Raw genomic sequence first — 26,401 nt, forward strand, 5'->3', positions numbered from 1 at the left:
TGCGAGCTCCCTCTCATCCGGCGCCGCCGACGGGATCCCAGCCCTTAGACTCCCTCGCGTGACACGGTGCGGGCCGGTTGGCAAGATGGCCCGAACGGTCGGCAAGGTGCGGTAACAGGGAGGAAGCGACTCGTGAGCAGCAGGCCATCCCGAGGCGCTGCTCGCCTCGCAGCCATACTCGACGCGCTTCCCGACGCGTTGTTGCTGGTCAACGCCAACGGGACGGTCGTCAACGCGAACACCATCGCGCTCGAGGCCTTCGAGACACCGGGCACCGCTCTCGTGGGGCGGGGGCTGCTCGACCTGCTGCCGCAGTTCGACTCCAAGCTCATCCCCGGCTCCATGCGGCGGCCCGACCACATGGACCCCCGGGGCCGGACCAAGCCCACCCGGATGGTCGCCCGCCGCACCGACGGCAGCGAGTTCCCGGTCGAGGTCACCAGCGCGAACCTGGAGAACGGCCAGCAGGCCTACGACGGCTACGGCTACTCCTCCGCCTCCGACGAACTGCTGATGCTCGTCGTACGCGACCTGTCCGGCACCGTCGACACCGAGGCCGAGCTGGCGCGCTCGCAGCGGCAGACCGAGATGATCCTGCGGGCCGCGTCCGAGGGCGTCGTGGGCACCGACACCGACGGACGGATCGTCCTGGTCAACCCGGCCGCCGCCCAGATCCTGGGATACCGGGCCAGTGATCTCGGCGCGAAGGAACTGCACACCCTCGTCCTGCACTCGCGCGCCGACGGTTCGCCCTTCCCCTACGACGAGTCGCCGCTCGCCGACACCCTGCGCTCCGGGCGCAAGCACCGGGTGCGCGGGCAGGTGCTGTGGTCCAAGAGCGGGGACCGGGTCGCCGTCGACCTGACGACCGCGCCCGTGCGCGACGGCGATCAGCTCGTCGGCGCCGTCATGACCTTCACCGACCGGCGGCCCTTCGACGCCCTGGCCGAGGAGAAGGACGGCGTCGAGAAGCGGCACGCGGAGGAGCTGGAGAAGCTCTCCGAGGAGCACGCCTCCGACCTCACCGCGCTGCGCCAGCAGCACGTCACCGAGCTCGAGGAGCTGCGCGAAGGGCACGAGGAGGAACTCGCGTCCGGCGAGGAGCGCTACGCGGCCCTCGCGGAACGGGAGAAGGACCGCTACGAGGCGCTCGCGGGACGGCACGAGCAGTTGCTCACCCTCCTCGGCGGCTCCCTGCGCGGTCCGCTGGACGAGCTGCGCCGCGAACTGGCCGCGCTCGCCGCCGACGACGCGGGACAGCTCTGGCCCGAGGCCAACCAGGTGCTTCACCACCTGTCCGCCGGCTACTCGCGGATCACCACGCTCATCGACAACGTCCTCGGCTATCAGCGTCTCGACACCGGGTCGGAGGTCATCGCCCGGACGAAGGTGATGCTGGACGCCGTCGTCGCCGCCGGTGTCGACGGCGCCGTGGATCTCATCGGACCGGGACGGGTGCAGTTCGCCGTCCACGCGCCGCCCATCGAGGCCGAGGTCGACGCGCGTCTGCTCGCGACCGCGCTCGCGCACCTCGTCGCCGACGTCGCGGGCGTCGACGCGACCGGCAACGCGCCCGTCTCGGCGGGCGGTTACATGGACAACACGGTCGTGGTGGCGGCCGCCCAGCGCGGTGAGGTCGTACGCATCGAGGTGCGCGGGCCGTACGCCGGCGGCGACCCCGTGCACCAACCGATCGTGCGGGGCATCGTGCGGGCCCACGGCGGCGTGCTCCAGACGCACGAGGTGCCGGGCATGAGCGGCAGCGCGTACGTGCTCGAGGTGCCGCTGGGCGGCGGCGCGGGAGCCGTGGCGGCCCCGGCCCTGCCCGTCCTCTCCGCCGGTCCGGACGCGGCGGCGCCGCAGGACGTGCCGGGCGAGTACGGCGTCGGCGGCCGCCGGCGGGCCCGGCGGTCCTCCGTGGACGCCTTCCTGGAGAGCGACGGCCCGGGCCCCGAGGGCGGCGCGGACCCCGAGGCAGCCCTTCCGACCGGACGGCGGCGCAGGCGCGCCGCGGGCGCGGCACCGGACGAGCTGCCGGGTGAGGCCCCGGCGGCCCTCGGCGCGGCGGAGGGCCCCGAGGACGCCGACGGCTCCGGCGGTACCGGGCGGCGACGCGGGCGGTCGGCCGAGGTGGCCGTCGCCGGGGCCGCTCCCGGTATGCCCGCGGGGGCGGGGGCGGGAGTGAGCGAGGGCGCCGTCGTCACCGCCGCCGAGCACGCGGCCGGGACCGCCGCCTCGGGTACGGGACTCGGCGGCACCGTTCCGCCGCAGGGCGTACCCGCACCCGACGGACGGCTCGCCCCGGCCGGGCAGCAGCCCCAGAACGCGTTGGCGCCCGCGCTGCCCGCCCTCCCGGTGGCACCGGCCGCGGGAAGGGCCCCGGGAGACGCCGCCGGAGCCGACCCGGCGACCGGCGCGGGTCCGCAGGCGGGGTCCGAGGACGGCCAGCCGACGGGACGCCGACGGCGTGCCCTGGCCGCCGCGAACGAGCGCGCCGCCGCGCAGGAGGCGGGCCCGCGTGCGGTGTTCGCCCTGCCTCCCGCGGAGGCCGACCGGGCGACCGACGGTCCCGTCGGCCCCACCGAGGCCGAGCAGGTCGGAGCAGCGGGGCCCCTTCCGGTTCCGGGTCGGATTCCGGGTCAGGTTCAGGGACAGGCTCCGGGTCCCGTTCCGGGTCAGATTCAGGGACAGGCTCCGGGTCCCGTTCCGGGTCAGATTCAGGGACAGGCTCCGGGTCCCGTTCCGGGTCAGATTCAGGGTCAGGCTCCGGGTCCCGTTCCGGGTCAGGTTCCCGCCCTGGGTCCGGTTCCGGGCGGGGTTCCCGCTCCGGGCATGACTCCGGCCCCGCTTCCCGGCTCGATCCCGGCGCCGGGCACGGTCCCGGCTCCGGGCATGATTCCGGCTCCGGGCACGGTTCCGGCTGTTGCTCCGGGAGCGGTTCAGGTGCCTGGTCAGGCTCCGATCCCGGCGCAGGCGCCGATCCTCGCGCAGGGGCAGGTGCCCGTACAGGGACAGGTCCCCGCGCAGGAGCAGGTGCCCGCGCAGGGTCAGCCGCCGGTCCAGGCCGCCGGCCAGGGTTCCGCCGAGGACGCGGCGATCGACCATGGACGGCACGACGCCGTACCGCACGACCAGGGCGACGACCACACTCCGCCCCAGCCGCACCCCACGACCGCGCCCACGGGCCGCCGACGCCGTGCTGTCGCCCAGCCCGCGGAAGCCGCCGTTCCGGCCCAGGTCCCGCCCCAACTCCACCCGCAGGCACCGCAAGCACCGCAGGCACTACAGCCGGCGCAGCCGCAGGGGCCCGGTGGCGGCCCGGCGGTTCCGGTGCAGGGCGGTGCTCCCGTGCCCGGGCAGCCGGTGCCGGGACAGCCGGCCGTGGGACAGCCCGTCCCCGCCCAGGCGGCGCCCGGTCTGCCCGCGCAGGTCGCGGCGGCTTCCGGTGCCCACCCGGGCGCGGCCGCCGTACCGCACGCGTCCGGGCAGGGTCAGCCGCTCCCGGCCGAAGCGGCTCCGGCGCCCGGGGCCGCCCCGCGGCCCGTGGCGCCGACGCCGACTCCCGGCGCGGGCACGCCGCTGCCGCCCGAGGCGTCCGCCGGACAACCGCGGGTGGCCCAGCCGCTGCCCGCCGAGTCCGCGGCGGGCCAGCCGGTGGACCCGCATTCGACGCAGGGACGGGCGATCAGCGTCCGCACCCTGGGCCAGGGTGTGCCGTTCACCCGCCAGGCCGCGCAGGTCCAGCAGGCGCAGGGGGCGCGTCCGGCGCAGCCGGGGCTTCCGGTGGCGCAGTCCTCGGCCACTCCCGCCCCGCACGCCCCCGGCGGTTCCGGGCGGCGCCGCAAGCTGGGCACCCCGCCCGATCCGGCGACCCGCCCGGAGCAGACGGCGCGTCCGCACCCGTCGGGGGAGCAGCCCGCGGCGGCGCAGGTCCCGGCGGCCGCACAGCCCGTCGCGGCCCCGGTACCGCCGGTCGGTGCGGCACCCGCGCCGATGCCCGCGCCCGCGGCGGCGCCCGTGCCGCATCCCTCCCTCGCGGGTCAGTCGCGGCTCGTGCCCGGTGGGCCCGGGACGGAGGGGGCCGGGCGCTCGTACGCCATAGGGGCCCCCGACGAGAACGCCGCCGAGGGACCCGAGCCGCTCGACGGTCCCGGTGGGGCCGTCGAGGTGGCCGACCTGCCGCGTCCGCAGCCTCTGGACGACGAGCTGCCCCCGGAGCCGCTGGACAACCCGCGCCGGCTGCTGGTCTGGCCGGCTCCGGACGTCCACACGCAGCAGGCGCTCAGCGACCGCGGCTACCGGCCGGTGATCGTGCACTCGCGCGAGGAGGTCGACGCCCAGATCGCCGCCTTCCCGGCCGCGCTGTTCGTGGACCCGCTGACCGGGCCGATCACCCGTACGGCGTTGCAGTCGCTGCGTACGGCCGCGGTGGCCGCCGAGGTCCCGGTGCTGGTCACGGCCGGTCTCGGGCAGGCGACGCGCGAGGCGGCCTACGGCGCGGACCCCGCCGTCCTGCTGAAGGCGCTCGCGCCGCGCGACAGCGAGCAGCATCCGCCCCGGGTGCTGCTCGTCGAGGAGCACGCCGAGATCGCCCTCGCCCTGACCTCGACGCTGGAGCGGCGCGGGATGCAGGTGGCGCGGGCGGCCAGCGACGCCGACGCGGTCACCCTCGCGGGTCAGCTGCGGCCGAACCTGGTCGTGATGGACCTGATGCAGGTGCACCGCCATCAGTCCGGGATCCTGGACTGGCTGCGCGCGAACGGCCAGCTCAACCGCACGCCCCTGGTCGTCTACACGGCCGCCGTGGACCAGGCCGACCTGCCGCGGCTGGCGTCGGGGGAGACGGTGCTCTTCCTCGCCGAGCGTTCGACGAGTCCCGAGGTGCAGAGCCGGATCGTGGACCTGCTCGCCCGCATCGGCACCAACTAGGCCCTCCGGGCCGCGGCACGGTCCCTGGCCCAAGCCGAGCCAGAGCCGACCCGTCAGCCGAGGCCGGGCCGGGGCCGAGGCCGGGCCGGGTGGAGGTCGGGCAGGGCCGAGGTCGGGCAGGTCCCGGGACCCGTTGGGGTCACGGGGTGACCAGGCGTCGTGCCGCTTCCTTGATGGAGGCCCGCAGGCGGTCGCGGTCGGTGTCCTCGGAGCCGGCCAGGATGCGGCTCATCTGGGGGACGAAAGCGGCCCAGTTGGCCATCGCGATCAGCAGGAAGAACAGGTCGCGGGCCGGGATGGCGTCGGAGATCACCCCTCGGTCCTGGCCGTCCTGCATCGCGGCGACCTTGACCGCGTAGTGCTCCTGGCGTCGCGCCTCGTCGGGCAGTTCGCCGAGGCCGTACTCGATGCCCTCCCAGTGCAGGAGGCGCAGCAGTTCGGGATGGGCCGCGTGATAGTCCATCAGCCGGTCGAGCCAGCCGTCGATGTCGTCCGGGTCGACCGGGACGGCGGCGGCGAGGTCCACCATGCTGCGGCCGAGGACCTGGGAGAACAGCTCGGCCTTGTTGCCGAAGTAGGCGTAGATGAGCTGCTTGTTCGCCTTGGCCTCGGCGGCGATGCGGTCGATGCGGGCGCCCGCGATGCCGTGGCGGGCGAACTCCGTCACGGCCGCGTCGAAGATCCGGGCCCGGGTGGCCTCGGGATCCCTGGTGGTTGCCATGGGGACATCGTAGCGAGCGGGTAACCAACCAGTTGGTTGACAGGGAATTCCCGCTCACCGCACACTGTTCCCCTTCCATCCCAACCAACTGGTTGGTTACCGGATAGCCGGCTGCCGTCAGAGCCGGTCGAAGGAGCACCACCGCCATGCCGTCCGAAGTCGCCGCCCCCGGCGGAGCCGTCGAAACGAGTGAAGCCCACGCCACCCGGGCAGCCCGGACAGCGCGCGAGACCGGGGAGGCCCGGGGAGCGCGCCCCGCCCGGGAAGCCCGCGCGCAGGTCCCCGGGGGCCGTGAGGCCGCGAGCCGCCCGGTGGACGCGCCCGTGCCCCGCGGGAACCTCCTCCTGGTCCTCATCGCCCTGTGCACCGCCGTCACGGCCGCCAACATCTACCTCGCGGCCCCGCTCCTCCCCCTCATCGCCCGCGACTTCGGCTCGACGCCCTCGGCCGTGGCCTGGATCGCCTCGGTCGCGCAGTTCGGCTACGCGGCCGGTCTGCTGCTCTTCGCCCCGCTGGGCGACCGGGTGAACCGGCGCCGGCTCGTCGCCGTCCTCTCCCTCGTCACCACGGCGGCCCTGCTCGCGGGCGCCGGCGCCGCCGGGACCGCCGCCCTGGCCGCCACGGTGTTCGTCGCCTCGGCCGCGACCGTCGTCCCGCAGCTCCTCGTGCCGCTGGTCGCCGAGCGCGCCCCCGCCGACCGGCGCGCCCGGCACGTCGCCGCGGTGATCGCCGGGCTCTTCACGGGCATCGTCGCGGCCCGCGTCCTGGGCGGGCTCGCCGGGCAGGCCTTCGGCTGGCGGGCGGTGTTCGTGGGCGCGGCGGTCCTGACCACGGCCCTGGGCCTGCTGACGGCGGCCGCGCTCCCCGCCGAACGCCGCCGACCCCGCGAGGGCCGTCTCTTCGCCGGGCTCACCGCGATGCCGGGTCTGGTCCGGCGCTCGCCCGACCTGTGGCGGGCCTGCGTACGGCAGGCCGGGATGTACGGCGCCTGGAGCGCGCTGTGGACCTCGCTCGCGCTGCTGCTGACCGGCGGCGCCTACGGCATGTCGACCGCGACCGCCGGTCTCTTCGGCCTCTTCGGACTGGCCGCCGGGGTCGTCGCGCCGCTGGCGGGCGGTCTGGTCGACCGTTTCGGCGCCGCGAAGGTCGTCCGCAACGCGTATCTCCTCGCCGCCGTCTCGGTCCCGCTGTTCTGGCTGGGCGGGCGGGTCCTCGTGGCGCTCTTCGTGGCCGCGATCGTGATCCACGTGGCCCTGGTCGCCTCCCATGTCGCCAACCAGACCCTGGCCCTGACGACCACGTCAGCCCCGGCCACGGCCAACAGCGCCTACGTCGTCGCGGGCTTCGCCGGCGGCGCCACCGCCTCGGCCCTGGCCGGCCTCGCCTTCAGCCACTTCGGCTGGGGAGGGGTCGTCGCGGTGGCGGGCACCTGGCTCGCCCTGGGCTGGACGACCACGACCGCACGCCGCTGAGCTGACACCGGCGCTGACGCGGACACCGGCGCCGAAGCTGACGCCGCCGCCGACCCTCACACCGGCGCCGACACCGGCGTCCACGGGCCTGGGCCGGCACCACCCGGTCCGCCGGGACCACCAGGACCACCGGGTCCGGCCGGCAGCCGGGTCCACCCACGCGCCGGTTCTGCCGGGTCCGCCTCCACCCAGCGCGGCCGGTCCACCCGGCCGCATGGCGCGCCGGGTCCGCAGGGACCGTCCGGTCGGTCGACCGCGGGTTCGCCCGGTCCGCAGGGACCGTCCGGTCGGTCGGCCGCGGGTTCGCCCGGTCCGCCCCGCCGACGCATCCGTCCGGTCCGGCGGGCCACGACTTCCGACGCCCACGACGGGGTGGGCGGCGGCCGCGGCGTGCTGGGCCGACGACGGACGCCGCAGCCCCCGCCCCGGTCCCGCCCCGCCCCTTGGCGGCCCCGCGGCCCGGCGAGGGCGTACCGCGACGTGCACCGCGTCCGCGGCCGGGCGGCCGGTGGGCCCGCGCGCGGGTCCGCCGGGCAGGGGCCGCGAGGTGCCCTGCCCGGCGGAGACGCGTGGGGACAGCCGCGCCGTGCCGGCGCTCGGAGCCGGATGGGTCAGAGCCGGGTGACGTCCAGCTCGCCCTCCGCGTACTGCCTGCGCAGCACCTTCTTGTCGAACTTGCCCACGCTGGTCTTCGGGACCGACGCGATGACCGTCCAGCGCTCCGGGAGCTGCCACTTGGCGATCCGGCCCTCGGCGGCGAGGAAGTCGCGCAGGGACGCGAAGTCGGTGGTGGCGCCCTCCTTGAGGACGACCGTGGCCAGCGGCCGCTCCCCCCACTTCTCGTCGGGCACGGCGACGACGGCGGCCTCGGCGACGTCGGGGTGCGACATCAGCGCGTTCTCCAGGTCCACCGAGGAGATCCACTCGCCGCCGGACTTGATGACGTCCTTGGCCCGGTCGGTGAGGGTGAGGAAGCCGTCGGGGGAGATGGTGCCGACGTCACCCGTCTTCAGCCAGCCGTCCTCGCTGAACTTGTCGGCGGGGCGCAGCGGTTCGCCGTCGGGACCGTTGTAGTAGGCGCCGGCGATCCACCCGCCCCGCACCTCCAGCTCGCCCGCGGACTCGCCGTCCCAGGGGAGGCGTTCGCCGCCGGGCCCGGTGAGGCGGCCCTCGACCCCGGCCGGGAAGCGGCCCTGGGTGAGGCGGTAGCCGAGTTCCTCGTCGGTGCCGACGGCGTGGGCCGGCGGCCGGGCGATGGTGCCGAGCGGCGAGGTCTCCGTCATGCCCCACGCGTGGCAGACCCGCATGCCCAGCTCGTCGAACGCGGTCATCAGCGACGGCGGACAGGCCGACCCGCCGATGGTGACCTGGGTGAGGGAGGAGACGTCACGCGGCTTGGCGGTGAGCTCGGCGAGCAGCCCCTGCCAGATGGTCGGGACGGCGGCCGCGTGCGTCGGCCGCTCGCTCTCGATCATCTCGGCGAGGGGCGCGGGCTGGAGGAAGCGGTCCGGCATCAGCATGTTGATGCCGGTCATGAAGGTGGCGTGGGGCAGGCCCCAGGCGTTCACGTGGAACTGCGGGACGACGACGAGCGTGGTGTCCTGGTCGGTCAGGCCCATCGACTCGGCCATGTTGACCTGCATGGAGTGCAGGTAGATCGACCGGTGGCTGTAGACCACGCCCTTGGGGTCGCCGGTGGTCCCGGAGGTGTAGCACATGGCGGCGGCCTGGCGTTCGTCCAGCTCGGGCCAGTCGTAGGTCTTCGGCTTGTCCGCGATCAGCTCCTCGTACTCGTGCACGCGCGCGTGCGCGCCGTCGAGGAGCGAGCGGTCACCGGGACCCGAGATCACGACGTGCTCGACCGTGGGCAGCTTGTCCAGCAGGGGCGCGAGCAGCGGGAGCAGCGATCCGTTGACTATGACGACCTTGTCGGCGGCGTGGTTGACGATCCACACCAGCTGCTCGGCCGGGAGACGCAGGTTGAGGGTGTGCAGCACCGCTCCCATGGAGGGGATCGCGAAGTAGGCCTCGACGTGCTCGGCGTTGTTCCACATCAGCGTGGCCACACGGTCGTCGCCGCGGACGCCGAGGTCGTCGCGCAGGGCGTTCGCCAGCTGCACGGCCCGGGCGCCCGCCTCGGCGAAGCTGCGCCGCTGCGGCTCGCCCTCGCCCGTCCAGGTGGTGATCCTGGACCGCCCGTGCACCAGCACACCGTGCTCGAGGATGCGGGTGACGGTCAGCGGTACGTCCTGCATGGTGCTCAGCACGGCGTCCTCCTGGGCGGCGACATTGCCTACGCGGTGGTAACGGTTGTGCTGATTCTGCGCACATACCGCGCGGTATGTCACTAGGGAACGGCGATCGATCAGGTCACGACGCGACCCCGGCGCCCCCCTGGCACCTCCCCGACGCCTCCCCGGCACCCTCTCGGCCCCGATCGGGGCCGTCGTACGGCGTCAGCGCACCAGCACCAGCTCGGGGTCCTCGCGCAGCTTGCCGAGCGCACGCGACACCGCCGACTTCACCGTGCCCACCGAGACACCGAGGACCTCGGCCGTCTGGACCTCGCTGAGGTCCTCGTAATACCTGAGGACGACCATCGCCCGCTGCCGCGCGGGCAGCTTCAGGATCGCCCGCCACATGGCGTCGTGCAGCGCCTGCCGCTCCGCCGGGTCGTCCGCGGCGCCGACCGGCTCCGGCTCCGGCGGCTCGTCGCACACGAACTCGTCGACCTTGCGCTTGCGCCACTGCGACGTGCGGGTGTTCAGCAGGGCCCGGCGGACGTAGCCGTCCAGTGCCCGGTGGTCCTCGATCCGCTCCCACGCGACATAGGTCTTGGTGAGCGCGGTCTGGAGCAGGTCCTCCGCGTCACTGGGGTTCGCCGTCAGCGACCGTGCGGTGCGCAGCAGCGCCGGCTGGCGGGCACTGACGTACGAGGCGAAGGACGGGTACGCCGGACACCGGGAAGGCCGCGTCATCGCGTTCGAGGCACTGGTGCAGACGGGTGTGGTCATGGCTCCACGCTAGGTTCGCGGCCCGGCCGGGCGGATCGGCCGCAGGTCCCGAAGACGCGTCCCTCTCAGGTTGTAGGGGTGGTGCCCGCCCCACCTCCTGTAGGTGGACGAGGAGACGGGGACTACTCCGGGACGACCCCTGGGGGCTCCTCCCGGCGGCTCACCCGTCCGCGGCGAGGACCAGCCCGGACGTCGGCACGCCGGTGCCCGCCGTCACCAACGCGCGGGCGGCCCCGGGGACCTGGTTGACGGACGTGCCGCGCAGCTGCCGTACGGCCTCGGCGATCCCGTTCATCCCGTGCAGGTAGGCCTCCCCGAGCTGGCCGCCGTGGGTGTTGAGCGGCAGCCGGTCCGCCGCGACGAAGGCCGCGGCCTCACCGGGGGCGCAGAAGCCGAACTCCTCCAGCTGCATCAGCACGAACGGGGTGAAGTGGTCGTACAGGATCCCCACGTCGATGTCGGCCGGCGCCAGCCCGGAGGTGCGCCACAGCTGGCGGGCGACCACCGACATCTCCGGCAGGCCCGTCAGGTCGTCGCGGTAGAAGCTGGTCATCTGTTCCTGGGCCCGGCCCGCGCCCTGGGCCGCCGCGGCGATCACCGCGGGCGGCCGCGGCAGGTCACGGGCCCGCTCGACCGAGGTGACGACCAGCGCCTGCCCGCCGTCGGTCTCCTGGCAGCAGTCCAGCAGCCGGAGCGGCTCGGCGATCCAGCGGGAGGCCGCGTGGTCGGCGAGGGTGATGGGGCGCCCGTGGAAGTAGGCGGCCGGATTGGCCGCCGCGTGCCGGCGCGCGGTGACGGCGACCGGCCCGAAGGCCTCCTCCGCGCTCAGCCCGTACGCGTACAGGTAGCGCTGCGCCGCCATCGCCACCCAGGAGGCGGGGGTGAGGAGCCCGAACGGCAGCGTCCAGCCGAGCGCCGTCCCCTCGGCGGACGGCTCCCGGTGCCGCACTCCCGAGCCGAAGCGGCGCCCGGAGCGCTCGTTGAAGGCGCGGTAGCAGACGACGACCTCGGCCACGCCGGCCGCGACGGCGAGCGCCGCCTGCTGCACGGTCGCGCAGGCCGCCCCGCCGCCGTAGTGCACCCGGGAGAAGAAGGACAGCTCGCCCATGCCGCACGCCTGCGCCACGGTGATCTCCGGGCTGGTGTCCATCGTGAAGGTCACCAGTCCGTCCACGTCGGCGGCCGTGAGGCCCGCGTCGGCGAGGGCCGCCCGCACCGCCTCCGTCGCCAGCCGCAGTTCGCTGCGGCCCGAGTCCTTGGAGAACTCCGTGGCCCCGACACCGGCGATCGCGGCCCGGCCGCCCAGCGAGTCCCGCGTCCGCACGCTCATCCGGCACCTCCCGGAGGGACGGCTCCGTTGCCATCGGCGGCTGCCGTCGGGACGGTGAGGGTCACCGTGCCCGAGACGTGTCTGCCGATCCCGTTGTCCCCGGTGACCCGCACCACGGCGGTGTCCCCCACGACCTCCTCGACCCGCCCCCGCAACACCATCGTGTCGCCGGGGTAGTTGGGCGCCCCCAGCCGGATGGCGACCTTGCGGAGCACGGCGGCCGGACCGAAGTGATCGGTGAGGTAGCGCCCGACCAGGCCGTTGGTGGTGAGGATGTTCATGAAGATGTCGGGAGACCCTTTGCTCCGGGCGAGTTCGGGGTCGTGGTGGACGTCCTGGTAGTCGCGCGAGGCCAGGGCGCCGGCGACGATCAGGGTGCGGGTGACGGCGATCTCCAGCGGCGGCAGCTCGTCACCGGCCTTCACGGGGCCGCCTCCGCCGCCCGGGGCCGGAACACGGGCAGCACCAGCTCCTCGCCCCCTTCACCCGCCTCGCCCCCGCCGCCGTAGGTCCGGAACTCCAGCTCCACCGGCATACCGATCCGCACCTTGTCGTACGGCACGTCGACCACGTTGCTCACCATGCGGACGCCCTCGGCCAGCTCGACCAGGACGACCGCGTAGGGCGGGTCGAAGGCGGGGAAGGACGGGTGGTGCATCACGACGTACGAGAAGACCGTGCCGTCACCCGTCGCCCGTACGGTGTCCCACTGCTCCGATCCGCAGGCGTTGCAGCCCGGCAGCCAGGGGAAGCGGAGGGTGTCGCAGGCGGTGCAGCGCTGCACGAGGAGGCGGCCCCGGCGCACCCCTTCCCAGAAGCCGGCGTTGTCGCGGTTGACGACGGGCCGCGGCCGCGCCCGGGACGCCTTCCCGTCCCGCGCTTCCGCCGCCTTCCCGTCCCGCTTCTCCTCGGAGCCCCCCGCCCGCCGCGGTTCGGGCCCCCGCCCGCTCGGCGCGTACTTGAGGACGCGGAAGCGGTGGGTGCCGACCACGGTCTCGCCGACGCGCACGTCGGTCCGGGTCGTGACGAAGTAGCCGGTGCCCAGTTTCGTCGTCTTCCGCGGCGACACGGACTCGATCACCGTGTCGAAGGCGACCTCGTCCCCCGGCCGCAGCGCACGCGCGTACTCCTGCTCGCAGTCGGTGGCGACGATCGAGGTGCAGCCGACCTCGTCGAGGAGCGAGAGCAGGTCGTTGTAGGCGTGCGCCCGTCGTCCGTGACCTCCGAGGCCACCCATGATCCACGCCTGGAGCATGGTGGGCGGGGCGATCGCGTCAGGGCCGGTGTACGCGGGGTTGCGGTCGCCCATCGCCTCGCACCAGTGCCTGATCATGGGCGCGTTGACGGGATCCCGGCCGACGCCGGCGACCGCCGCCGGACGGCCCTCGTAGGCCTTGAGCCGTGCGTGGAGCTCGTCGTCCACGGCCGTACTCCTTCCAGGACCGAACGGTTTCTGACTGTCCGTCAGATACGGTCCGGTGTCAAGGTCGGCGAGCACGGGGACACGGCGACTGCTCGGCATCTCGGCGCCTCATCGCCTCCGTACACGGGAACGCCTGCGCGGCGGTACCGAAGTACCGCCGCGCAGACGCTGGTCGATGCCGTGGCGCACACTCGGGGCCGCAGCCCTCCCCTCCGAGCCTCCGCCGAAACCCGCCCCCTCCCTGTGACCCGGCCCCACGGCCTCGACCCAGCACTCCCCAACTCCCCGTTCCCCAACTTCCCGTTCCCCACTTCCCCCCCGGCCCCTGCCCCTCGGGCCGGCGTCCCGCCCCTGCCCCGCCCCTCGCGCCCGCGTCGCCCTCAGGTCACCTCCACAGCGGGGCGAAGGTGACCGCCACGTTGCTGTTGCCCTGGTTGAGCGCCGTGAAGGCGGCCCCGTTGACCTGCGCGGTATTGCTCTGGTTCGAAGCCCCCGATCCGACGGCGTTCTGCTGTGTGGTGGACGAGTTGCCCCTGTTGTCGTGACCGACTCCGCTGCCGACGACGCTCGCCACACCCGCGTTCGATCCGTCGCCCGCCACCGCGACTCCCGTGAAGAGGGCGGCCGCCAGCGGAAGGGCCGAGACGGCGGCGATGACACGGGCGGTACGGATGCTTGCCATGGTGTTCCTCCAGAACGGACGTACGTGGGTACACGAACTGCGTGGTGACTGAACTGCGTTTCCCGCCCGGGCGGTTGGCCGACCGCCCGGTGGACCTGCTGACGACGTCGCGAGATCAGAATTGCCCACCGGATCACCGGCGAACCAGCCTGAAAGGCCTGATTAGCACTGAAGCGTGATGACATGTCGATAAACCCCCAACGCTACTTTTATGTCCCTTCACCCCACAATCCCTGGCAAGTCGGACAGCCGCCTTCCGGGCCCCGCAAGCGCTGAAGCGTTCCGGCACTTTCCGGCCGATCGGCCCGCGCTCCGGCGAGTCGCCGCGCGCCCCCTTCCCTTTTTCGAACACCTGCACGAAAATAGAGTCATGGCCACCAACGACCGGTATCCCCGGCAGGCCACCACGCTGGCCCTCGCCCACGCCCTGTCGGCAGCCGAACGCGGCCTGGCCGTGATCCCCCTGTCCCGGACGAAGCTCCCCGCCCTGCGCTCCCCCCACCGCGACGACCCCACCGCCCCGCCCTGCCACGGCGAATGCGGCCGCCCCGGCCACGGCGTGTACGACGCCTCGACCGACCCCGCCCGGGTCCGCGAACTGTTCGCCGCCGCGCCCTGGGCCACCGGTTACGGCATCGCCTGCGGCCTGCCCCCGCACCACCTCATCGGCGTCGACCTGGACACGAAGTCGGGCACCGACGCCACGGGCGCCCTGCGCGAACTGGCGCTGCGCCACCTGTTCACCATCCCGCCCACGGTCGTCGTCCGGACCCCGTCCGGAGGCCGGCACCTGTGGCTGACCGGCCCGCCGGAGGTGGTCGTCCCGAACTCGGCCGGCCGGCTCGCCGCCGGTATCGACATCCGCGGCGCCGGCGGCTACCTGGTCGGTCCCGGCTCCCGCACCGACCACGGCGTCTACGCCGTCAGCCCCGGCACCGCGCATCTCGCCCCCGCGCCGTGCCCGCACTCGCTCCTGCGCCTGCTGCTCCCGCCGCGCCGCCGGCACCGTGCCACGCCGGGCGGCGCCCACGGCCTGGGCCTGGTCCAGTTCGTCCAGGCCGCCCACGAGGGACAGCGCAACACCCGCCTCTTCTGGGCGGCGTGCCGCGCCTACGAGGACGGCATCGGCGACCAGCTGGCCGACGCCCTCACCGAGGCCGCCGTCCACACCGGCCTCCCTGAGCACGAGGCCCGCTCGACCATCACCTCGGCAGCCCGCATGACCCGCCCGACACCATGACGATGGGCCGTCATGCGAGCCCTCGGTCTGTCGGAACTTTCCCATCACACCGTCTGGCATGAACTAGAGGGAACCGAAGCGGAAGCTCGGGCCGAGATGCTGCGCATCATCGACACCTTCGGGGCAGCCGGCACCGCAAGAGGGCGTCGGCGCCAGAGGAGACGGGTCTACCGCGTCTCCGAACGCAGCTACTTCGTGCGCGTCGAAAAAGGGATGTCCAGCAACGAGGCCCACTTCGTCCTCGCCGAACTCGTGGCCGACACCCACGGCGACGGCCTCCCCGACACCGCCGGTGATGCCCCAGAGACACCGTGACTCCTGGCCGCCGGTCTGCCGCGTACGCTGATCAGACGCGGAGCACCGGGAAGTCAGGGTCACGCCGAAGGGATGCCCCTCCGGAGAGTGACACCCCTTCTGACCTGCGGTGGGTGTGGGATTTGAACCCACGGTGACATCGCTGCCACGACGGTTTTCAAGACCGTTCCCTTAGGCCGCTCGGGCAACCCACCTGCGCCCCTGCCCACCTGGGGCGGAGCGGGTACAGACTACCGGGCGCGGGGGGCGCCGTGGGGGCGTGGTGGACCATGGGGGCGCCGGGGTCGGTCGTGCCCCGGGGGTATGTGGTTCCTGGGACGCGTCGAGGAGGGGTGATGGCGCACGTCACCGTCACTGTGTGTCTGCCGGCCGAGGCCGTGGGCGATGTCGGAGGGGCGCTGGCGAAGGCTCTCGCGCCGTTCGACGCCGACGGCAATCCGGTCGGTCGTGGCATGTGGGACTCCCGCCGTGTCGAGGGCGGCAGCGACGGGCACGGTTTCGCCGTCGTCGCCGGGCACGAGGACGACCCCCGGCTGGTCCATGACGAGCCCGTGTACGACGGCACGCCCCAGCCGAGCGTCCCCGGCGTCTGCGCGGGCGGACCGCGCGCGCTGCTTGACTTCTCCCGGCCGTACCTCGCCGCCGAGCGGGCCGTCGCCGCGTCGTGGGACCTGTGGCACAGCCTGTCCGCCGTGCACCCCGCGGCCGTCCCGCTCGCGGACTTCGTCGACCGCTGGCGCAACGACCCCACCGCGTTCCCCGGTGACCGGTACGCCGACGACATGTTCGCCGCCTACCGGGGCCAGCCCCTGATCGGGGCGTACCTCGACCACCCCTTCAGCCTGGGCATGGGCTACCTCGGCTTCGTGGGCGCCGACGATCCAGTCGAGCATCCCGTCATCGGGTACGGGGGAACCCGCGCCGAGTACATCCGGGAACACACCTGGACCCGGACGCCGAACACGGACGTGCTCACGGTGGACGGCTGGTGGCTGGAGGCGTACGGGAACGGCGTGGAGGCCGTGCACGCGTTCTGCGAGCCGGAACTGTGCCCGCACGACCCCGCGCTGCCCGCCGTCTGGCCCGGCAGCGAGGCGTATCTCGCGGAGCTCCCCGGCGACACGATCGTCGTCCGGGTCCGCTGCCACTGCTGACAGGCTGACGGGCTGTCCCCCACGACGTGCGGGAAAGCCGGAAGGGGCGCGCCTCGGTGAGGAGCGCCCCTTCGGGTACGCGCGCGCGTGGCTCAGCCGGAGCCGGGCCGGGGAGGTACGCGTGCGTGGACCGGGCGGAGGAGGGGCCGGCCGGCCCCCGATGTCAGCTGTCGCCCTTGCGGGAGCCGAGCGTGAGGTCGACGGTGTGGGTCTTGCCGTCGCGCTCGTAGGTGATCGTGACCTTGTCGCCGGGCTGGTGGGTCCAGATCTCGCCGATGAGGGTCGGACCGCTGTCGATCACCATGTCGTCGAGCTTGGTGATGACGTCGCCGGGCTTGAGGCCCGCCTGGGCCGCCGGGCCGCCGGACTCGACCGCGGAGGAGCCGCCCTCGGCCGTCTCGCTGATCTTCGCGCCGTTCGTGGAGTCCGCCAGGGAGACGGACGCGCCGATCTTCGCGTACACCGGCTCGCCGGTCTTGATCAGCTGCTGGGCCACGTACTTGGCCTGGTTGATCGGGATGGCGAAGCCGAGGCCGATCGAGCCGGACTGGGTGGTGCCGCCGAGGCCGCCGCTGCCGGTGGACTGGATCGCGGAGTTGATGCCGATGACGTTGCCCGACGCGTCGAGCAGCGGGCCGCCGGAGTTGCCCGGGTTGATCGAGGCGTCGGTCTGGAGGGCGCTCATGTAGGAGGCGGCGCTGCTGCTGCCGTCGCTGGAGGCCACGGGGCGGTTCTTCGCGCTGATGATGCCGGTGGTGACGGTGTTGGACAGGCCGAAGGGGGCGCCGATCGCGATCGTCGAGTCGCCGACCGCCACCTTGTCGGAGTCGCCGAGGGTGAGCGGCTTCAGGTCCGAGGGGGCGTTCTTGAGCTTGATGACGGCCACGTCGTAGCCCTGCGCGTGCCCGACGACCTCGGCGTCGTACTTCTTGCCGTTGGGGAAGGTGGCCGTCACCTTGCCGCCGTCGACCGCGTCCGCGACGACGTGGTTGTTGGTGACGATGTGGCCCTGGGTGTCGAAGACGAAGCCCGTGCCGGTGCCGCCCTCGCCGCTGCTGGACTCGGCCTCGATGGTGACCGTGCTGGGCAGGGCCCTGGCCGCGACCCCGGCGACCGTGCCCGGGTCGCGCTTGACGTTGCCGCCGTCGGTGGAGGCGGAGACGGTGGTCGAGCCGGTGTCGTCGTCGTTCTTGGCCAGCGTGTAGCCGAGTCCGCCGCCCAGGCCGCCCGCGACCAGCGCGGCGACGAGGACCGCGGCGACGAGTCCGCCGCGGCCGCGGCCCGACTTGGGCGCCGGCTGCTGGTAGGAGGCGCCCCAGGCGGTTCCCGCGGGAGCACCGGGTCCGCCGAAGCCGCCGGCTCCTCCAGGAGCGCCGGCGCCGGAGGTGTCACCGGCGGCCGGGGCGCCCGAGCCGTACGCGTGCGTGCCCGCACCCGCGTCGGCGTAGAGCGGGGTGGCGGGAACCGGGGTGGGCCAGTCCTCGCCGGGGACCGGGCGGGCACCCTGGGGCGCCCGGGGAGCGGTCGGGGGCGGCCAGTGGCCCTCGCTCGCGGCCGGTGCGCCCTGGGGAACGGTGGGCGGCGGCCAGTGGCCCTCGGGCGCGCCCGCGTCCGGTGCCTGCGCGGGCGCCGCCGGCAGCGGGGTCGTGGGCTCGCCGGCGCCGGGCGCGGCGGCCTGCGGGGAGGCCGAGGGAGATTCCACCGGCACGGGGGGTGCGGACGGGGCCGGGGGTACCTGGGTGCCCTCGCTCTTGCCCTCGTTCTCGGTGCTCACAGCTCTTCTCCTCGATCCACGGCTGTTGTCGTCGGTCGCACTGGGTCACGCTCGTCCGCGCTCGGCCACGCCTGCCGCGCTGTGCGGCCCGCCTCGTCGTCGTTCCGGCGTGCCGCGGCTGTGCGTGTCCTTTTGTACGTCTCAGCTTTTCCCACGGGCCGTCAGAGCACCATAAGCGGTGGCTGTGGGTCCTTGGCCATTCCTTATATGGGTCATTACGAACAATAAGTGCGCATCATCGAAACATCTCAGAGGGTTCTCAGACGACCGGGCGCCGGTGGCACCATGACGCGGTGACCCACGCACGGCAGCACCACATTCAAGTCGTCGCCCATCGCGGGGCTTCCGAGGAGGCCCCCGAGCACACCCTGGCCGCGTACAAGAAGGCGATCGAGGACGGTGCGGACGCCCTCGAGTGCGACGTACGACTGACGGCGGACGGTCATCTCGTCTGCGTCCACGACCGTCGCGTCAACCGTACGTCCAACGGCCGCGGGGCGGTCTCCGCCCTGGAACTGGCCGATCTCGCGGCGCTGGACTTCGGCTCCTGGAAGACGCGGGAGGCCCGCGAGGCCTGGCACGCGCGCGAGGAGGACCCGGACTGGGAGGTCCGGCCCGAGGACCGCGCGGAGACCTCCGTACTGACCCTGGAGCGCTTGCTGGAGCTGGTCTCCGACGCGGGGCGCCGGGTGGAACTCGCCATCGAGACGAAGCATCCGACCCGCTGGGCCGGACAGGTGGAGGAGCGGCTGCTGGTCCTGCTCAAGCGGTTCGGCCTGGACGCGCCCGCCTCGGCGGCCGGGTCCCCGGTGCGGATCATGAGCTTCTCGGCCCGTTCGCTCCATCGCGTGCGTGCCGCGGCGCCCACCGTGCCGACGGTGTACCTGATGCAGTTCGTCTCGCCCCGGCTGCGGGACGGACGGCTGCCCGCGGGGGTCGGGATCGCGGGCCCGTCCATCCGGATCGTGCGCAACCACCCGACGTACATCGAGCGGCTGAAGGCGGCCGGCCGCCAGGTGCACGTGTGGACCGTGAACGAGTCCGAGGACGTCGACCTCTGCGTCGAACTGGGCGTCGACGCCATCATCACCAACCGCCCGCGGGAGGTGCTGCGGCGACTGGGGCGCTGAACCCCGGCTGGAGGAAGTCACAGAAGTCCCAGAAGCCCCATCCACACCTCTTGACCCCACAGCTCCGCTACAGCATCCTCCGTTCTCAGCCATACCGTGCAGATTCAGCCACTCACTGACAGGCCCCTCACAGGGAGTGCTCCGGCGCGTTCGCTCCGTGTCCGGTCGGGCGAATGCGTCGCCGGGGCCGCATTGGCCGGTTTCCGGTACAGGCCAATGGGGCATCCACACCGTGGCGTGGGGCGAAGGAGGTCTCGGGGGTGGCGTTGGTGGTGGCACAGGAGGTGCCCGCGTCGTCGAGCATGGCCGTACCCCATGGCCCTGCGGGCGTGGGGAACGCGAGACATCGCATGCGCGATCAGCTGCGCAGTGGCGGAGTGTCGGAGTCGGTCATCGACGACGCCGTACTGATCCTTTCCGAGCTTCTGAGCAACGCGTGCAAGCACGGCAGGCCGCTGGGCGACGCCCTGGCCGGTGACGGCGACGTCCGGGCCGCGTGGCGTGTCGACCCGGCCGGCCGACTGATGGTCGAGGTGACCGACGGCGGCGGCCCGACCCGCCCGGCCCCGGCCACCCCTTCCGTCACCGCGCACGGCGGCCGCGGGCTCAACATCATCACGGCCCTGGCCGACGACTGGGGCGTACGCGACGACGCCCGCGGCGAGGTCACGGTGTGGGTCGTCGTCCACACGGACGTCCACGACCCCGACGCCGGGTGCCGGCGGGACGACTTCGCGTCCCGGGTCGCGGCCCCGCCGGTGGCGTCCATCCCCGGCCTGGGCTTCGCGGACGTCTTCGACGACCTGGACTAGCACGGGGGCGGGCCGGCGAGGACCCGTCGTCGGCCGCCGCCCGCGCCGCTCCTTCGTCCACGACCCCCGCGTTGTCCACAGGTTCCCGTGACGGAGCGTACGAACGGCTAGGCTCCCGCCGTACCAGACGAGCCGTACCCGGGAGACACCCAGTGGCCAAGAAGCGACCCCAGACGAAGGCCAAGCGGCCGCAGCCCAACGACGCGGAGATCCCGGTCGTCGGCGCGCGGGAGCCCTGCCCGTGCGGCAGCGGCCGCCGCTACAAGGCCTGTCACGGCCGGGCCGCCGCGCACGCCGTGACCGAGCTGGTGCAGCGGCCCTTCGAGGGCCTGGCCGGCGAGGGTGACTGGGTGGCGCTGCGCGAGCTGGTGCCGGCGGCCACGGTCGAGCTGGCGCTGGCGGGCGGACTGCCCGAGGGCGTCCCGTCGGTCACGCTCGCCACGGTGCTGCCGATGGCCTGGCCCGCCCTGCGCCGCGACGACGGCTCGGTGCTGCTCGGCCTCCAGAACGACACGCCGTCGGGTGACATCAGCCGCGACCTGGCCGACACCCTGAAGCGCGCGCTGGAGGCGGACCCCGGCACGCCGGTGCAGGCGCGCCGCGCGCCGGCCGACGGTCCGCGGATGCAGGATCTGCTCGACGCCGAAGGCGCGTTCGAGCCAGTTGTGCACAGCGGCTTCGAGTTCTGGGTGCCGGACCCGGAGAACGCCGCGCCGGAGGTGGCCGCCTCCCTGGAGCGGGCCAACGCCGCGGCCATCCCGACCGTGAAGCTGACCGGTGTGGACGCCGCGTACTGGTGCGAGACGCCGGACAAGAACCACCTCCGCTGGGTCATGCCCCACCCGGAGGAGGAGCTTCTGGACGCCCTCGCGCGACTGCACGCGGCGGGCCGGTCGAGCCTCGGGGAGGGCACGCGTCTGGTGGGCTCCTTCCGGGCGCACGGCCTGACGGTGCCGGTCTGGGACCTGCCGAGCGCGGTCACCGCGGACGACGTGGAGAAGCCGGCCGCCGAGTTCGCCGAGCGGCTCGCCGCCGCCCTCGCCTCGGACGCGCCGCTCACCCCCGACGAGCGCCGTGCGCGCGGCGGCCTGACCAACCGCCAGGTGACGCTCAGCTGACGCACAGGGTCGGAGTCCTGCCGAACTGACTGATCAGTCAGTGCAGTTGGGCCCGCCCGCTCCGGGCGTGCGGCGTGACTCCGCTCACAACTTCCGTCCGCACAAGGCGAGTCGGCGCCAGAAGCGCGGATTCCGCGGTGTCCGGAATACTGACGGAAACAAGAGATCGAATTTGCTTGGGACCGATCTCTTGTTACCGTTCGAGTTGCCCGGTTGCTGGTGCATCCCCCGTCGCCAGCAACCGGGTTTTTCCGCGTCCGGCCACCTTCACACGCTGCGGTCGTTCATCAACTGCCCGTGCAGACAGGTCAGTTGCTTCCGGAACGCAGCAGCAGCGGCCCGTCCTCGGCCGCCCCGGCGAATTCCGTGACCGCCGTGTAGGCCGCCGGTTCGCCCAGGGTCCGCTCACGGGGTGTCTCGCAGGATGCCGGCTCGTCCTCGGCCCCCACCGGGCACCGTGTGCGCACGCTGCGCCCCTCGGGCCCCATGAGGCTCAGGAAGGCTTCCAGGGCGCGCCCGGTGGCGTTGCGGTAGTAGGTGCGCCCCCAGGTCTCGTCCCCCTGGGACAGCACACAGGTCTGCGCCTCCACACCGTCGGGCGTGGTCAGTTCGGGACCGCAGCGGGCGGCGGTGGCCAGTCCCACGCCGAGCAGCAGCGGCGACCGCGTGCCGTCGGCGCGGGGCGCCTCGGGATCCGTGCCGACGGTGGTGCGCCCGGCGGCCGCGCCGGCCGGTGCGCGCCCGTCGGACACGTCCTCGACCGCGCGCGAGGCGGCCGGTGCGGCGGCGGGGCGCGGGCCGGTCGGGCCGGCCGCGAGTTCCTCGTCGCCGACGGGCCCCGCGGACGCCATGGCCAGCGGCAGGGCGATCGCGCCTGCCACGGCGCCCCCGAGGGCGAGGAGACGAAGGTTCATGTAGCGGAAGATAGAGGGCGGACACCGGTGTCCCGTCCGGCGCGCGCCCGACACCCCTACAACTCGGGCGCGCTCACACCCGTACGAGTGAGGGCGTCGACGACGGCGTCCACCACGGCCTCGACGTCGGGCACCCAGGGGGAGGCCGAACCGGGCAGCGGTGCGCGCTCCCACCGGATGTCGCCGCGGCCCGTCTCGGACGGGGGCAGGGCGATGTAGCCGCCCTCGCCGTGGAAGCGGAGGGAGCCGGGAACGAAGTCCTTGGCGTAGAGCAGCTCACCCAGCTGCTCCATCGTGTAAGGCCGGACCAGTACCGCCCAGCGGGTGGGCGAGGCGACGACGGGACCGAGACGGATGCCCTGCCGGTCGAGGGCCACGAGCGCCCGCGAAGCGGCGAGGGCGGGGAGGCTGACCGCGCAGGGTGCCGTGCCCCCGGTGGCCAGGATGATCGGTGCGGTCGGCCGGTTGGTCCACCACCAGCGCACCATGCGCGCCTCGGTGGTGGCCGCGAGGAGGCCGGGGTCGAAGGGGTGGGCACCGGGGACCGTGCACTCCGGGTCGGGGCAGCCGCAGCGGGAACGCCCCTGCGGGTCCGGCGTCACGCCCGGGAGGACGGGCCACTGCCATTCCGTCGCGAAGGCCAGGGCCGAGTCGATCAACTCAGGTCCTCCGTCGCCGGAGCGGGACAGGAGCCTGCGTCGCTTTCCGAGGATCTCGCGCATGAGCGCTCGTTCCTTTCCGTTGCACCGCTGGCAACACCGTGGGCCACATCACATCATGTGTCGATCACTTCACTGTGCGTACCTGTTGGCGCATCACACCCCTGCATGAGACAAGGGGGACCCCTCAGGGTCGGGCGGTGGCTGCTTCCGCGGCCACTCCGACCGACTTGCGTCCATCTAATGCCTGGGCGTGGCGCGGGGTGGCGAAGTCTGGCGTTTGGCGTCGCGCGTATTTCTCTTCGCCTCCACCACGGGAGGATGGGGCACGGTCGTCGATGACTATGACGCCCGGACCGGTCACCAGGTTCCGGGAGGCTCCCTGCGAGCTCCCGACGACCCCTGGCCCTTACCGAGTACGTACCCATCACGACCGCTGTGACGCTCCGTGGAGCAAGCCCAGTCGACCGCAAACACCCGTTACCCGAGGCAGTTTTAAGCCAAGTTTACAATTCCGCAAGGGAGCCGGAAGAACTGTGCCCGATTCTCCCAAAGAGCCCACGGACACCAGCAAGCCCAGCAGGACAATGCTGGACATCCCCTCACGAGTGCGTGTACATGTGGAGACACCGCTAGCGGCGCAGAATGACATGGGGGTTTGCGATGCTTTTGAGCAATACGCTCCGGTCCGAGAGCCGGACACCATGAACGCCCCTCACCCTCCGAAAGTGGCCGGAATCGATTCAACGGTTCCCTCGCCCGCACACACTGTCGCGCCCGCGCCCGTGACCACGGGCCCCCCGGCGGTCCCCGCGGCCCCTTCCGGTTCCTCGGGTCCCGGAGCCCTGCTGACCGACCGGCTCGCGGGCTGGGTCTCCGACCTCACCACCCTGCACGAACTCACCGAGCGCCTGGCCCGCACCGACACCCTGGCCGACGCCCTCCAGGAACTGCTGCGTGCCGGCGCCGCCCTCGTGGGCGCCCGGCGCGGTCTCGTCGTCCTGGAGCCCGCCGACCGGCTCGGACCGGACACCATGATCGGACTGGGCCTCGGCCGTGCCGACCTCGGGCACATCGAGACCGTGCCGCGCAGCGCCCTGTCCTACGGCCGCATCCTCGAAGGCCTGCCCGGCGGCGAGGGGGAGATCGCCGAGCCCGACCTGTTCGCCGAGGACGGCCTCGACCCCCGGCACCGGGAGGTGGCCGCCCGGCTCGGCTACGCCGCCAGCTACGCGATGCCCCTGGAGGCCGACGGCGGCGGTGGCCGGCTCGGCGCCGCCGTATGGCTCTACGACGAGCCGGCCGAGCCGGGTGAGCGCCAGCGCCATCTGATCGGCCTGTACGTCCGGTACGCCGCCGAGCACCTGGCGCGGCTGCTGGAGGTCGAACGCACACGCGCGTGCATGCGGACGATGACCGAGGAGCTGCTGCCCTCACGCCTGCCGCGGGTGCCCGGCGTCCAGCTCGCCGCCCGGCACCGCACCGGCCCGCGCGGCGGCGGCGACTGGTACGACGCGCTGCCGCTGCCGGACGCCGCGCTGGGTCTGGCCGTCGGCTCGGTCACCGGGTCCGGGCCGAGCGCGGTCGCCGCGATGGGCCGGCTGCGCGCCTCCTTGCGGGCGTACGCCGTGATGGAGGGCGAGGACCCCGTCGCGGTCCTGTCCGACCTGGAGCTGCTGCTGCGGCTGACCGAACCCGCGCGGTCCGCCACCGCCCTCTTCGCCTACTGCGAACCGGCCCTGCGCAAGATCACCCTGGCGGGCGCCGGACACTGCCCGCCGCTGCTGCTCGGCGAGCGGCGCACCGAGTTCGTCGAGACCTCCGTGTCCGCCCCGCTGGGCATGCTGGCCTGCTGGGAGGCGCCGAGCGTGGAACTGGAGGCCGAGGCCGGAGAGACGGTCCTGCTCTACACCGACGGCCTGCTGCACCGCACCGGCGAGCCCACCGACCGGGCCTTCTCCCGGCTGCACGCGGCCGCCGCGGGGGTCCCGAAGTCCCTGCGGCACGACCCGGGCGCGATCGCCGACCACGTGCTGCGCACGCTCCTGCCGGACGGAGCCGCCGGGCAGGACAGCGACGAGGACGTCGTGCTCCTGGCGGCCCGCTTCGAGTAGCTCCGCGGTGACGCCCCGTGACCGGCCCGGCAACAGGACCGTGGGCCCTGGACCCCCTTACGTACGACCGTACGATGGAGGGGGTCCAGTGCCGTATCGAGGAGGATGACCGTGGCCGACGAGCTCACCCCGGCTGTGCCGGATGACGCTGCCACCGCAGCGGGCCCGGAGACGGAGCCCGAGGAGCCCATCAAGCAGCGGAAGAACGGCCTGTACCCGGGTGTCTCCGACGAGCTCGCCGAGAACATGAAGTCCGGCTGGGCCGACACGGAGCTGCGGGACCTGGAGCCGATCGCCCAGGCCGCCGAGACCGCCGCCCGCCGCGCCGCGCTCTCCGCGCGCTTCCCCGGCGAGCGCCTGGTGGTCCCCGCGGGCAACCTCAAGACCCGCTCCAACGACACGGAGTACGCCTTCCGCGCCTCCGTGGAGTACGCGTACCTGACCGGCAACCAGACGGAGGACGGCGTCCTCGTCCTGGAGCCCGTCGCCGACGGCCACCGGTCCACGATCTACCTGCTGCCGCGCTCCGACCGCGAGAACGGCGAGTTCTGGCTGTCCGGCCAGGGCGAGCTGTGGGTCGGGCGCCGGCACTCGCTCACCGAGGCCGAGAAGCTGTACGGCATCCCGGCCGCCGACGTGCGCGAGCTGCCCGAGACGCTGCGCGAGGCCACCGGACCGGTGCGGGTCGTCCGCGGCCACGACGCGGGCATCGAGGCGGCCCTGACCGACAAGGTCACCGCCGAGCGCGACGCCGAGCTGCGCGTCTTCCTCTCCGAGGCCCGCCTCGTCAAGGACGACTTCGAGATCGGCGAGCTCCAGAAGGCCGTCGACTCCACGGTGCGCGGCTTCGAGGACGTCGTGAAGGTCCTCGACCGGGCCGAGGCGACGAGCGAGCGCTACATCGAGGGCACGTTCTTCCTCCGCGCGCGCGTCGAGGGCAACGACGTCGGCTACGGCACCATCGCGGCCGCCGGCCCGCACGCCTGCACCCTGCACTGGGTGCGCAACGACGGCCCGGTCCGCTCCGGCGACCTGCTGCTGCTCGACGCCGGCGTCGAGACCCACACGTACTACACCGCCGACGTCACGCGCACGCTGCCGGTCGGCGGCCGCTTCAGCGAGATCCAGAAGAAGATCTACGACGCCGTGTACGAGGCCCAGGAGGCCGGTATCGAGGCCGTCCGGCCGGGCGGCAAGTACCGCGACTTCCACGACGCCGCCCAGCACGTGCTGGCCACCAGGCTCGTCGAGTGGGGCCTGGTCGAGGGTCCCGTCGAGCGGGTCCTGGAGCTCGGTCTCCAGCGCCGCTGGACGCTGCACGGCACCGGTCACATGCTCGGCATGGACGTCCACGACTGCGCCGCCGCGCGCGTGGAGTCGTACGTCGACGGCACGCTGGAGCCCGGCATGGTGCTGACGGTCGAGCCCGGACTGTACTTCCAGGCCGACGACCTGACGGTGCCCGAGGAGTACCGGGGCATCGGCGTGCGGATCGAGGACGACATCCTCGTCACGGCCGACGGCAACCGGAACCTGTCGGACGGCCTGCCGCGCCGCTCCGACGAGGTCGAGGCGTGGATGGCCTCGCTGACGGGCTGAC

At 73.5% G+C, this 26,401-nt stretch carries 20 protein-coding genes and 1 tRNA gene; 10 read left to right on the top strand and 11 right to left on the bottom strand.

The features are described from left to right. Positions 1-132: 132 nt before the first annotated feature. Positions 133-4,929 carry a PAS domain-containing protein gene (locus Saso_RS18165; protein ID WP_189923814.1) on the top strand — a complete coding sequence of 1,599 codons (4,797 nt, stop codon included), beginning with the start codon at positions 133-135 and terminating at the stop codon, positions 4,927-4,929. 139 nt (positions 4,930-5,068) lie between these two features. Here Saso_RS18165 and Saso_RS18170 read toward each other — a convergent pair whose 3' ends face one another. After that, positions 5,069-5,650, bottom strand: coding sequence for a TetR family transcriptional regulator (locus Saso_RS18170; RefSeq protein ID WP_189923812.1), 582 nt, complete (start codon positions 5,648-5,650; stop codon positions 5,069-5,071). 146 nt (positions 5,651-5,796) lie between these two features. Here Saso_RS18170 and Saso_RS18175 point away from each other — a divergent pair, with 146 nt between their 5' ends. After that, positions 5,797-7,122: an MFS transporter gene (locus Saso_RS18175; RefSeq protein ID WP_229901355.1), complete on the top strand. Its 1,326-nt coding sequence runs from the start codon at positions 5,797-5,799 to the stop codon at positions 7,120-7,122. 611 nt (positions 7,123-7,733) lie between these two features. On the opposite strand, the gene Saso_RS18180 is transcribed toward Saso_RS18175, so the two are convergent. From Saso_RS18180 to Saso_RS18205, 6 genes are all read right to left on the bottom strand, one after another. Beyond that, the gene (locus Saso_RS18180; RefSeq protein ID WP_189923810.1) at positions 7,734-9,389 is read right to left on the bottom strand and encodes a long-chain fatty acid--CoA ligase; all 1,656 of its coding nucleotides are present in this window, start codon (positions 9,387-9,389) and stop codon (positions 7,734-7,736) included. Between the two features lie 189 nt (positions 9,390-9,578). After that, entirely contained in the window at positions 9,579-10,136 is a 558-nt protein-coding gene (locus Saso_RS18185; RefSeq protein ID WP_189923808.1) for a SigE family RNA polymerase sigma factor, read from the bottom strand. Positions 10,137-10,296: 160 nt separating this feature from the next. Next, positions 10,297-11,466: a lipid-transfer protein gene (locus tag Saso_RS18190; protein WP_189923806.1), complete on the bottom strand. Its 1,170-nt coding sequence runs from the start codon at positions 11,464-11,466 to the stop codon at positions 10,297-10,299. Next, positions 11,463-11,891 (bottom strand): MaoC family dehydratase, encoded by a 429-nt coding sequence (locus Saso_RS18195; protein ID WP_189923804.1) that lies wholly within the window; start codon positions 11,889-11,891, stop codon positions 11,463-11,465. Before Saso_RS18195 ends, Saso_RS18190 begins: the two co-directional genes overlap by 4 nt. Next, positions 11,888-12,889, bottom strand: a complete 1,002-nt coding sequence (locus Saso_RS18200; RefSeq protein ID WP_229901354.1) for a bifunctional MaoC family dehydratase N-terminal/OB-fold nucleic acid binding domain-containing protein — start codon at positions 12,887-12,889, stop codon at positions 11,888-11,890. Before Saso_RS18200 ends, Saso_RS18195 begins: the two co-directional genes overlap by 4 nt. A 385-nt stretch (positions 12,890-13,274) precedes the next feature. After that, entirely contained in the window at positions 13,275-13,571 is a 297-nt protein-coding gene (locus Saso_RS18205; protein ID WP_189923800.1) for a hypothetical protein, read from the bottom strand. 370 nt (positions 13,572-13,941) lie between these two features. On the opposite strand from Saso_RS18205, the gene Saso_RS18210 reads away from it, so the two are divergent. Both Saso_RS18210 and Saso_RS18215 read left to right on the top strand, forming a co-directional pair. Next, the gene (locus Saso_RS18210; protein ID WP_189923798.1) at positions 13,942-14,811 is read left to right on the top strand and encodes a bifunctional DNA primase/polymerase; all 870 of its coding nucleotides are present in this window, start codon (positions 13,942-13,944) and stop codon (positions 14,809-14,811) included. 12 nt (positions 14,812-14,823) lie between these two features. Continuing rightward, complete coding sequence (locus tag Saso_RS18215; protein ID WP_189923796.1) at positions 14,824-15,126, top strand: hypothetical protein; 303 nt, start codon at positions 14,824-14,826, stop codon at positions 15,124-15,126. Positions 15,127-15,233: 107 nt separating this feature from the next. Here Saso_RS18215 and Saso_RS18220 read toward each other — a convergent pair. Beyond that, positions 15,234-15,320, bottom strand: a tRNA-Ser gene (locus tag Saso_RS18220). Between the two features lie 141 nt (positions 15,321-15,461). On the opposite strand from Saso_RS18220, the gene Saso_RS18225 reads away from it, so the two are divergent. After that, the gene (locus tag Saso_RS18225; protein ID WP_189923794.1) at positions 15,462-16,280 is read left to right on the top strand and encodes a hypothetical protein; all 819 of its coding nucleotides are present in this window, start codon (positions 15,462-15,464) and stop codon (positions 16,278-16,280) included. Between the two features lie 163 nt (positions 16,281-16,443). Here the strand turns inward: Saso_RS18225 and Saso_RS18230 are convergent, their stop codons facing one another. Beyond that, complete coding sequence (locus tag Saso_RS18230) at positions 16,444-18,054, bottom strand: S1C family serine protease (RefSeq protein WP_189923792.1); 1,611 nt, start codon at positions 18,052-18,054, stop codon at positions 16,444-16,446. Positions 18,055-18,347: 293 nt separating this feature from the next. Here Saso_RS18230 and Saso_RS18235 point away from each other — a divergent pair, with 293 nt between their 5' ends. The 3 genes from Saso_RS18235 (at position 18,348) to Saso_RS18245 (ending at position 21,114) form a co-directional block, all read left to right on the top strand. After that, positions 18,348-19,184 (top strand): glycerophosphodiester phosphodiesterase, encoded by an 837-nt coding sequence (locus Saso_RS18235; RefSeq protein ID WP_189923790.1) that lies wholly within the window; start codon positions 18,348-18,350, stop codon positions 19,182-19,184. Positions 19,185-19,357: 173 nt separating this feature from the next. Then, entirely contained in the window at positions 19,358-19,996 is a 639-nt protein-coding gene (locus Saso_RS18240; RefSeq protein ID WP_189923788.1) for an ATP-binding protein, read from the top strand. A gap of 152 nt (positions 19,997-20,148) precedes the next feature. After that, on the top strand, positions 20,149-21,114 hold the full coding sequence (locus tag Saso_RS18245; protein WP_189923786.1) for a DUF5926 family protein: 966 nt from the start codon (positions 20,149-20,151) through the stop codon (positions 21,112-21,114). A 308-nt stretch (positions 21,115-21,422) separates the two neighbouring features. Here the strand turns inward: Saso_RS18245 and Saso_RS18250 are convergent, their stop codons facing one another. Both Saso_RS18250 and Saso_RS18255 read right to left on the bottom strand, forming a co-directional pair. After that, on the bottom strand, positions 21,423-22,028 hold the full coding sequence (locus tag Saso_RS18250; protein ID WP_189923784.1) for a hypothetical protein: 606 nt from the start codon (positions 22,026-22,028) through the stop codon (positions 21,423-21,425). 56 nt (positions 22,029-22,084) lie between these two features. After that, positions 22,085-22,750, bottom strand: coding sequence for a bifunctional DNA primase/polymerase (locus Saso_RS18255; protein ID WP_189923782.1), 666 nt, complete (start codon positions 22,748-22,750; stop codon positions 22,085-22,087). Between the two features lie 524 nt (positions 22,751-23,274). Here Saso_RS18255 and Saso_RS18260 point away from each other — a divergent pair. Then, the gene (locus Saso_RS18260) at positions 23,275-24,801 is read left to right on the top strand and encodes a PP2C family protein-serine/threonine phosphatase (protein WP_189923780.1); all 1,527 of its coding nucleotides are present in this window, start codon (positions 23,275-23,277) and stop codon (positions 24,799-24,801) included. A gap of 105 nt (positions 24,802-24,906) precedes the next feature. Continuing rightward, on the top strand, positions 24,907-26,400 hold the full coding sequence (locus Saso_RS18265; protein ID WP_189923779.1) for an aminopeptidase P family protein: 1,494 nt from the start codon (positions 24,907-24,909) through the stop codon (positions 26,398-26,400). The last annotated feature ends 1 nt before the right edge of the window (position 26,401 follow it).

The sequence above is a fragment of the Streptomyces asoensis genome, assembly GCF_016860545.1.
Classification (GTDB): Bacteria; Actinomycetota; Actinomycetes; order Streptomycetales; family Streptomycetaceae; genus Streptomyces; species Streptomyces asoensis.

Bases quoted from the DNA above. Each gene is read 5' to 3' on its own strand.
- Saso_RS18170 (WP_189923812.1), bottom strand. From the start codon at position 5,650: ATGGCAACCACCAGGGATCCCGAGGCCACCCGGGCCCGGATCTTCGAC.
- Saso_RS18175 (WP_229901355.1), top strand. From the start codon at position 5,797: ATGCCGTCCGAAGTCGCCGCCCCCGGCGGAGCCGTCGAAACGAGTGAA.
- Saso_RS18185 (WP_189923808.1), bottom strand. From the start codon at position 10,136: ATGACCACACCCGTCTGCACCAGTGCCTCGAACGCGATGACGCGGCCT.
- Saso_RS18190 (WP_189923806.1), bottom strand. From the start codon at position 11,466: ATGAGCGTGCGGACGCGGGACTCGCTGGGCGGCCGGGCCGCGATCGCC.
- Saso_RS18205 (WP_189923800.1), bottom strand. From the start codon at position 13,571: ATGGCAAGCATCCGTACCGCCCGTGTCATCGCCGCCGTCTCGGCCCTT.
- Saso_RS18210 (WP_189923798.1), top strand. From the start codon at position 13,942: ATGGCCACCAACGACCGGTATCCCCGGCAGGCCACCACGCTGGCCCTC.
- Saso_RS18215 (WP_189923796.1), top strand. From the start codon at position 14,824: ATGCGAGCCCTCGGTCTGTCGGAACTTTCCCATCACACCGTCTGGCAT.
- Saso_RS18225 (WP_189923794.1), top strand. From the start codon at position 15,462: ATGGCGCACGTCACCGTCACTGTGTGTCTGCCGGCCGAGGCCGTGGGC.
- Saso_RS18240 (WP_189923788.1), top strand. From the start codon at position 19,358: ATGCGTCGCCGGGGCCGCATTGGCCGGTTTCCGGTACAGGCCAATGGG.
- Saso_RS18250 (WP_189923784.1), bottom strand. From the start codon at position 22,028: ATGAACCTTCGTCTCCTCGCCCTCGGGGGCGCCGTGGCAGGCGCGATC.
- Saso_RS18255 (WP_189923782.1), bottom strand. From the start codon at position 22,750: ATGCGCGAGATCCTCGGAAAGCGACGCAGGCTCCTGTCCCGCTCCGGC.
- Saso_RS18260 (WP_189923780.1), top strand. From the start codon at position 23,275: ATGCTGGACATCCCCTCACGAGTGCGTGTACATGTGGAGACACCGCTA.
- Saso_RS18265 (WP_189923779.1), top strand. From the start codon at position 24,907: ATGACCGTGGCCGACGAGCTCACCCCGGCTGTGCCGGATGACGCTGCC.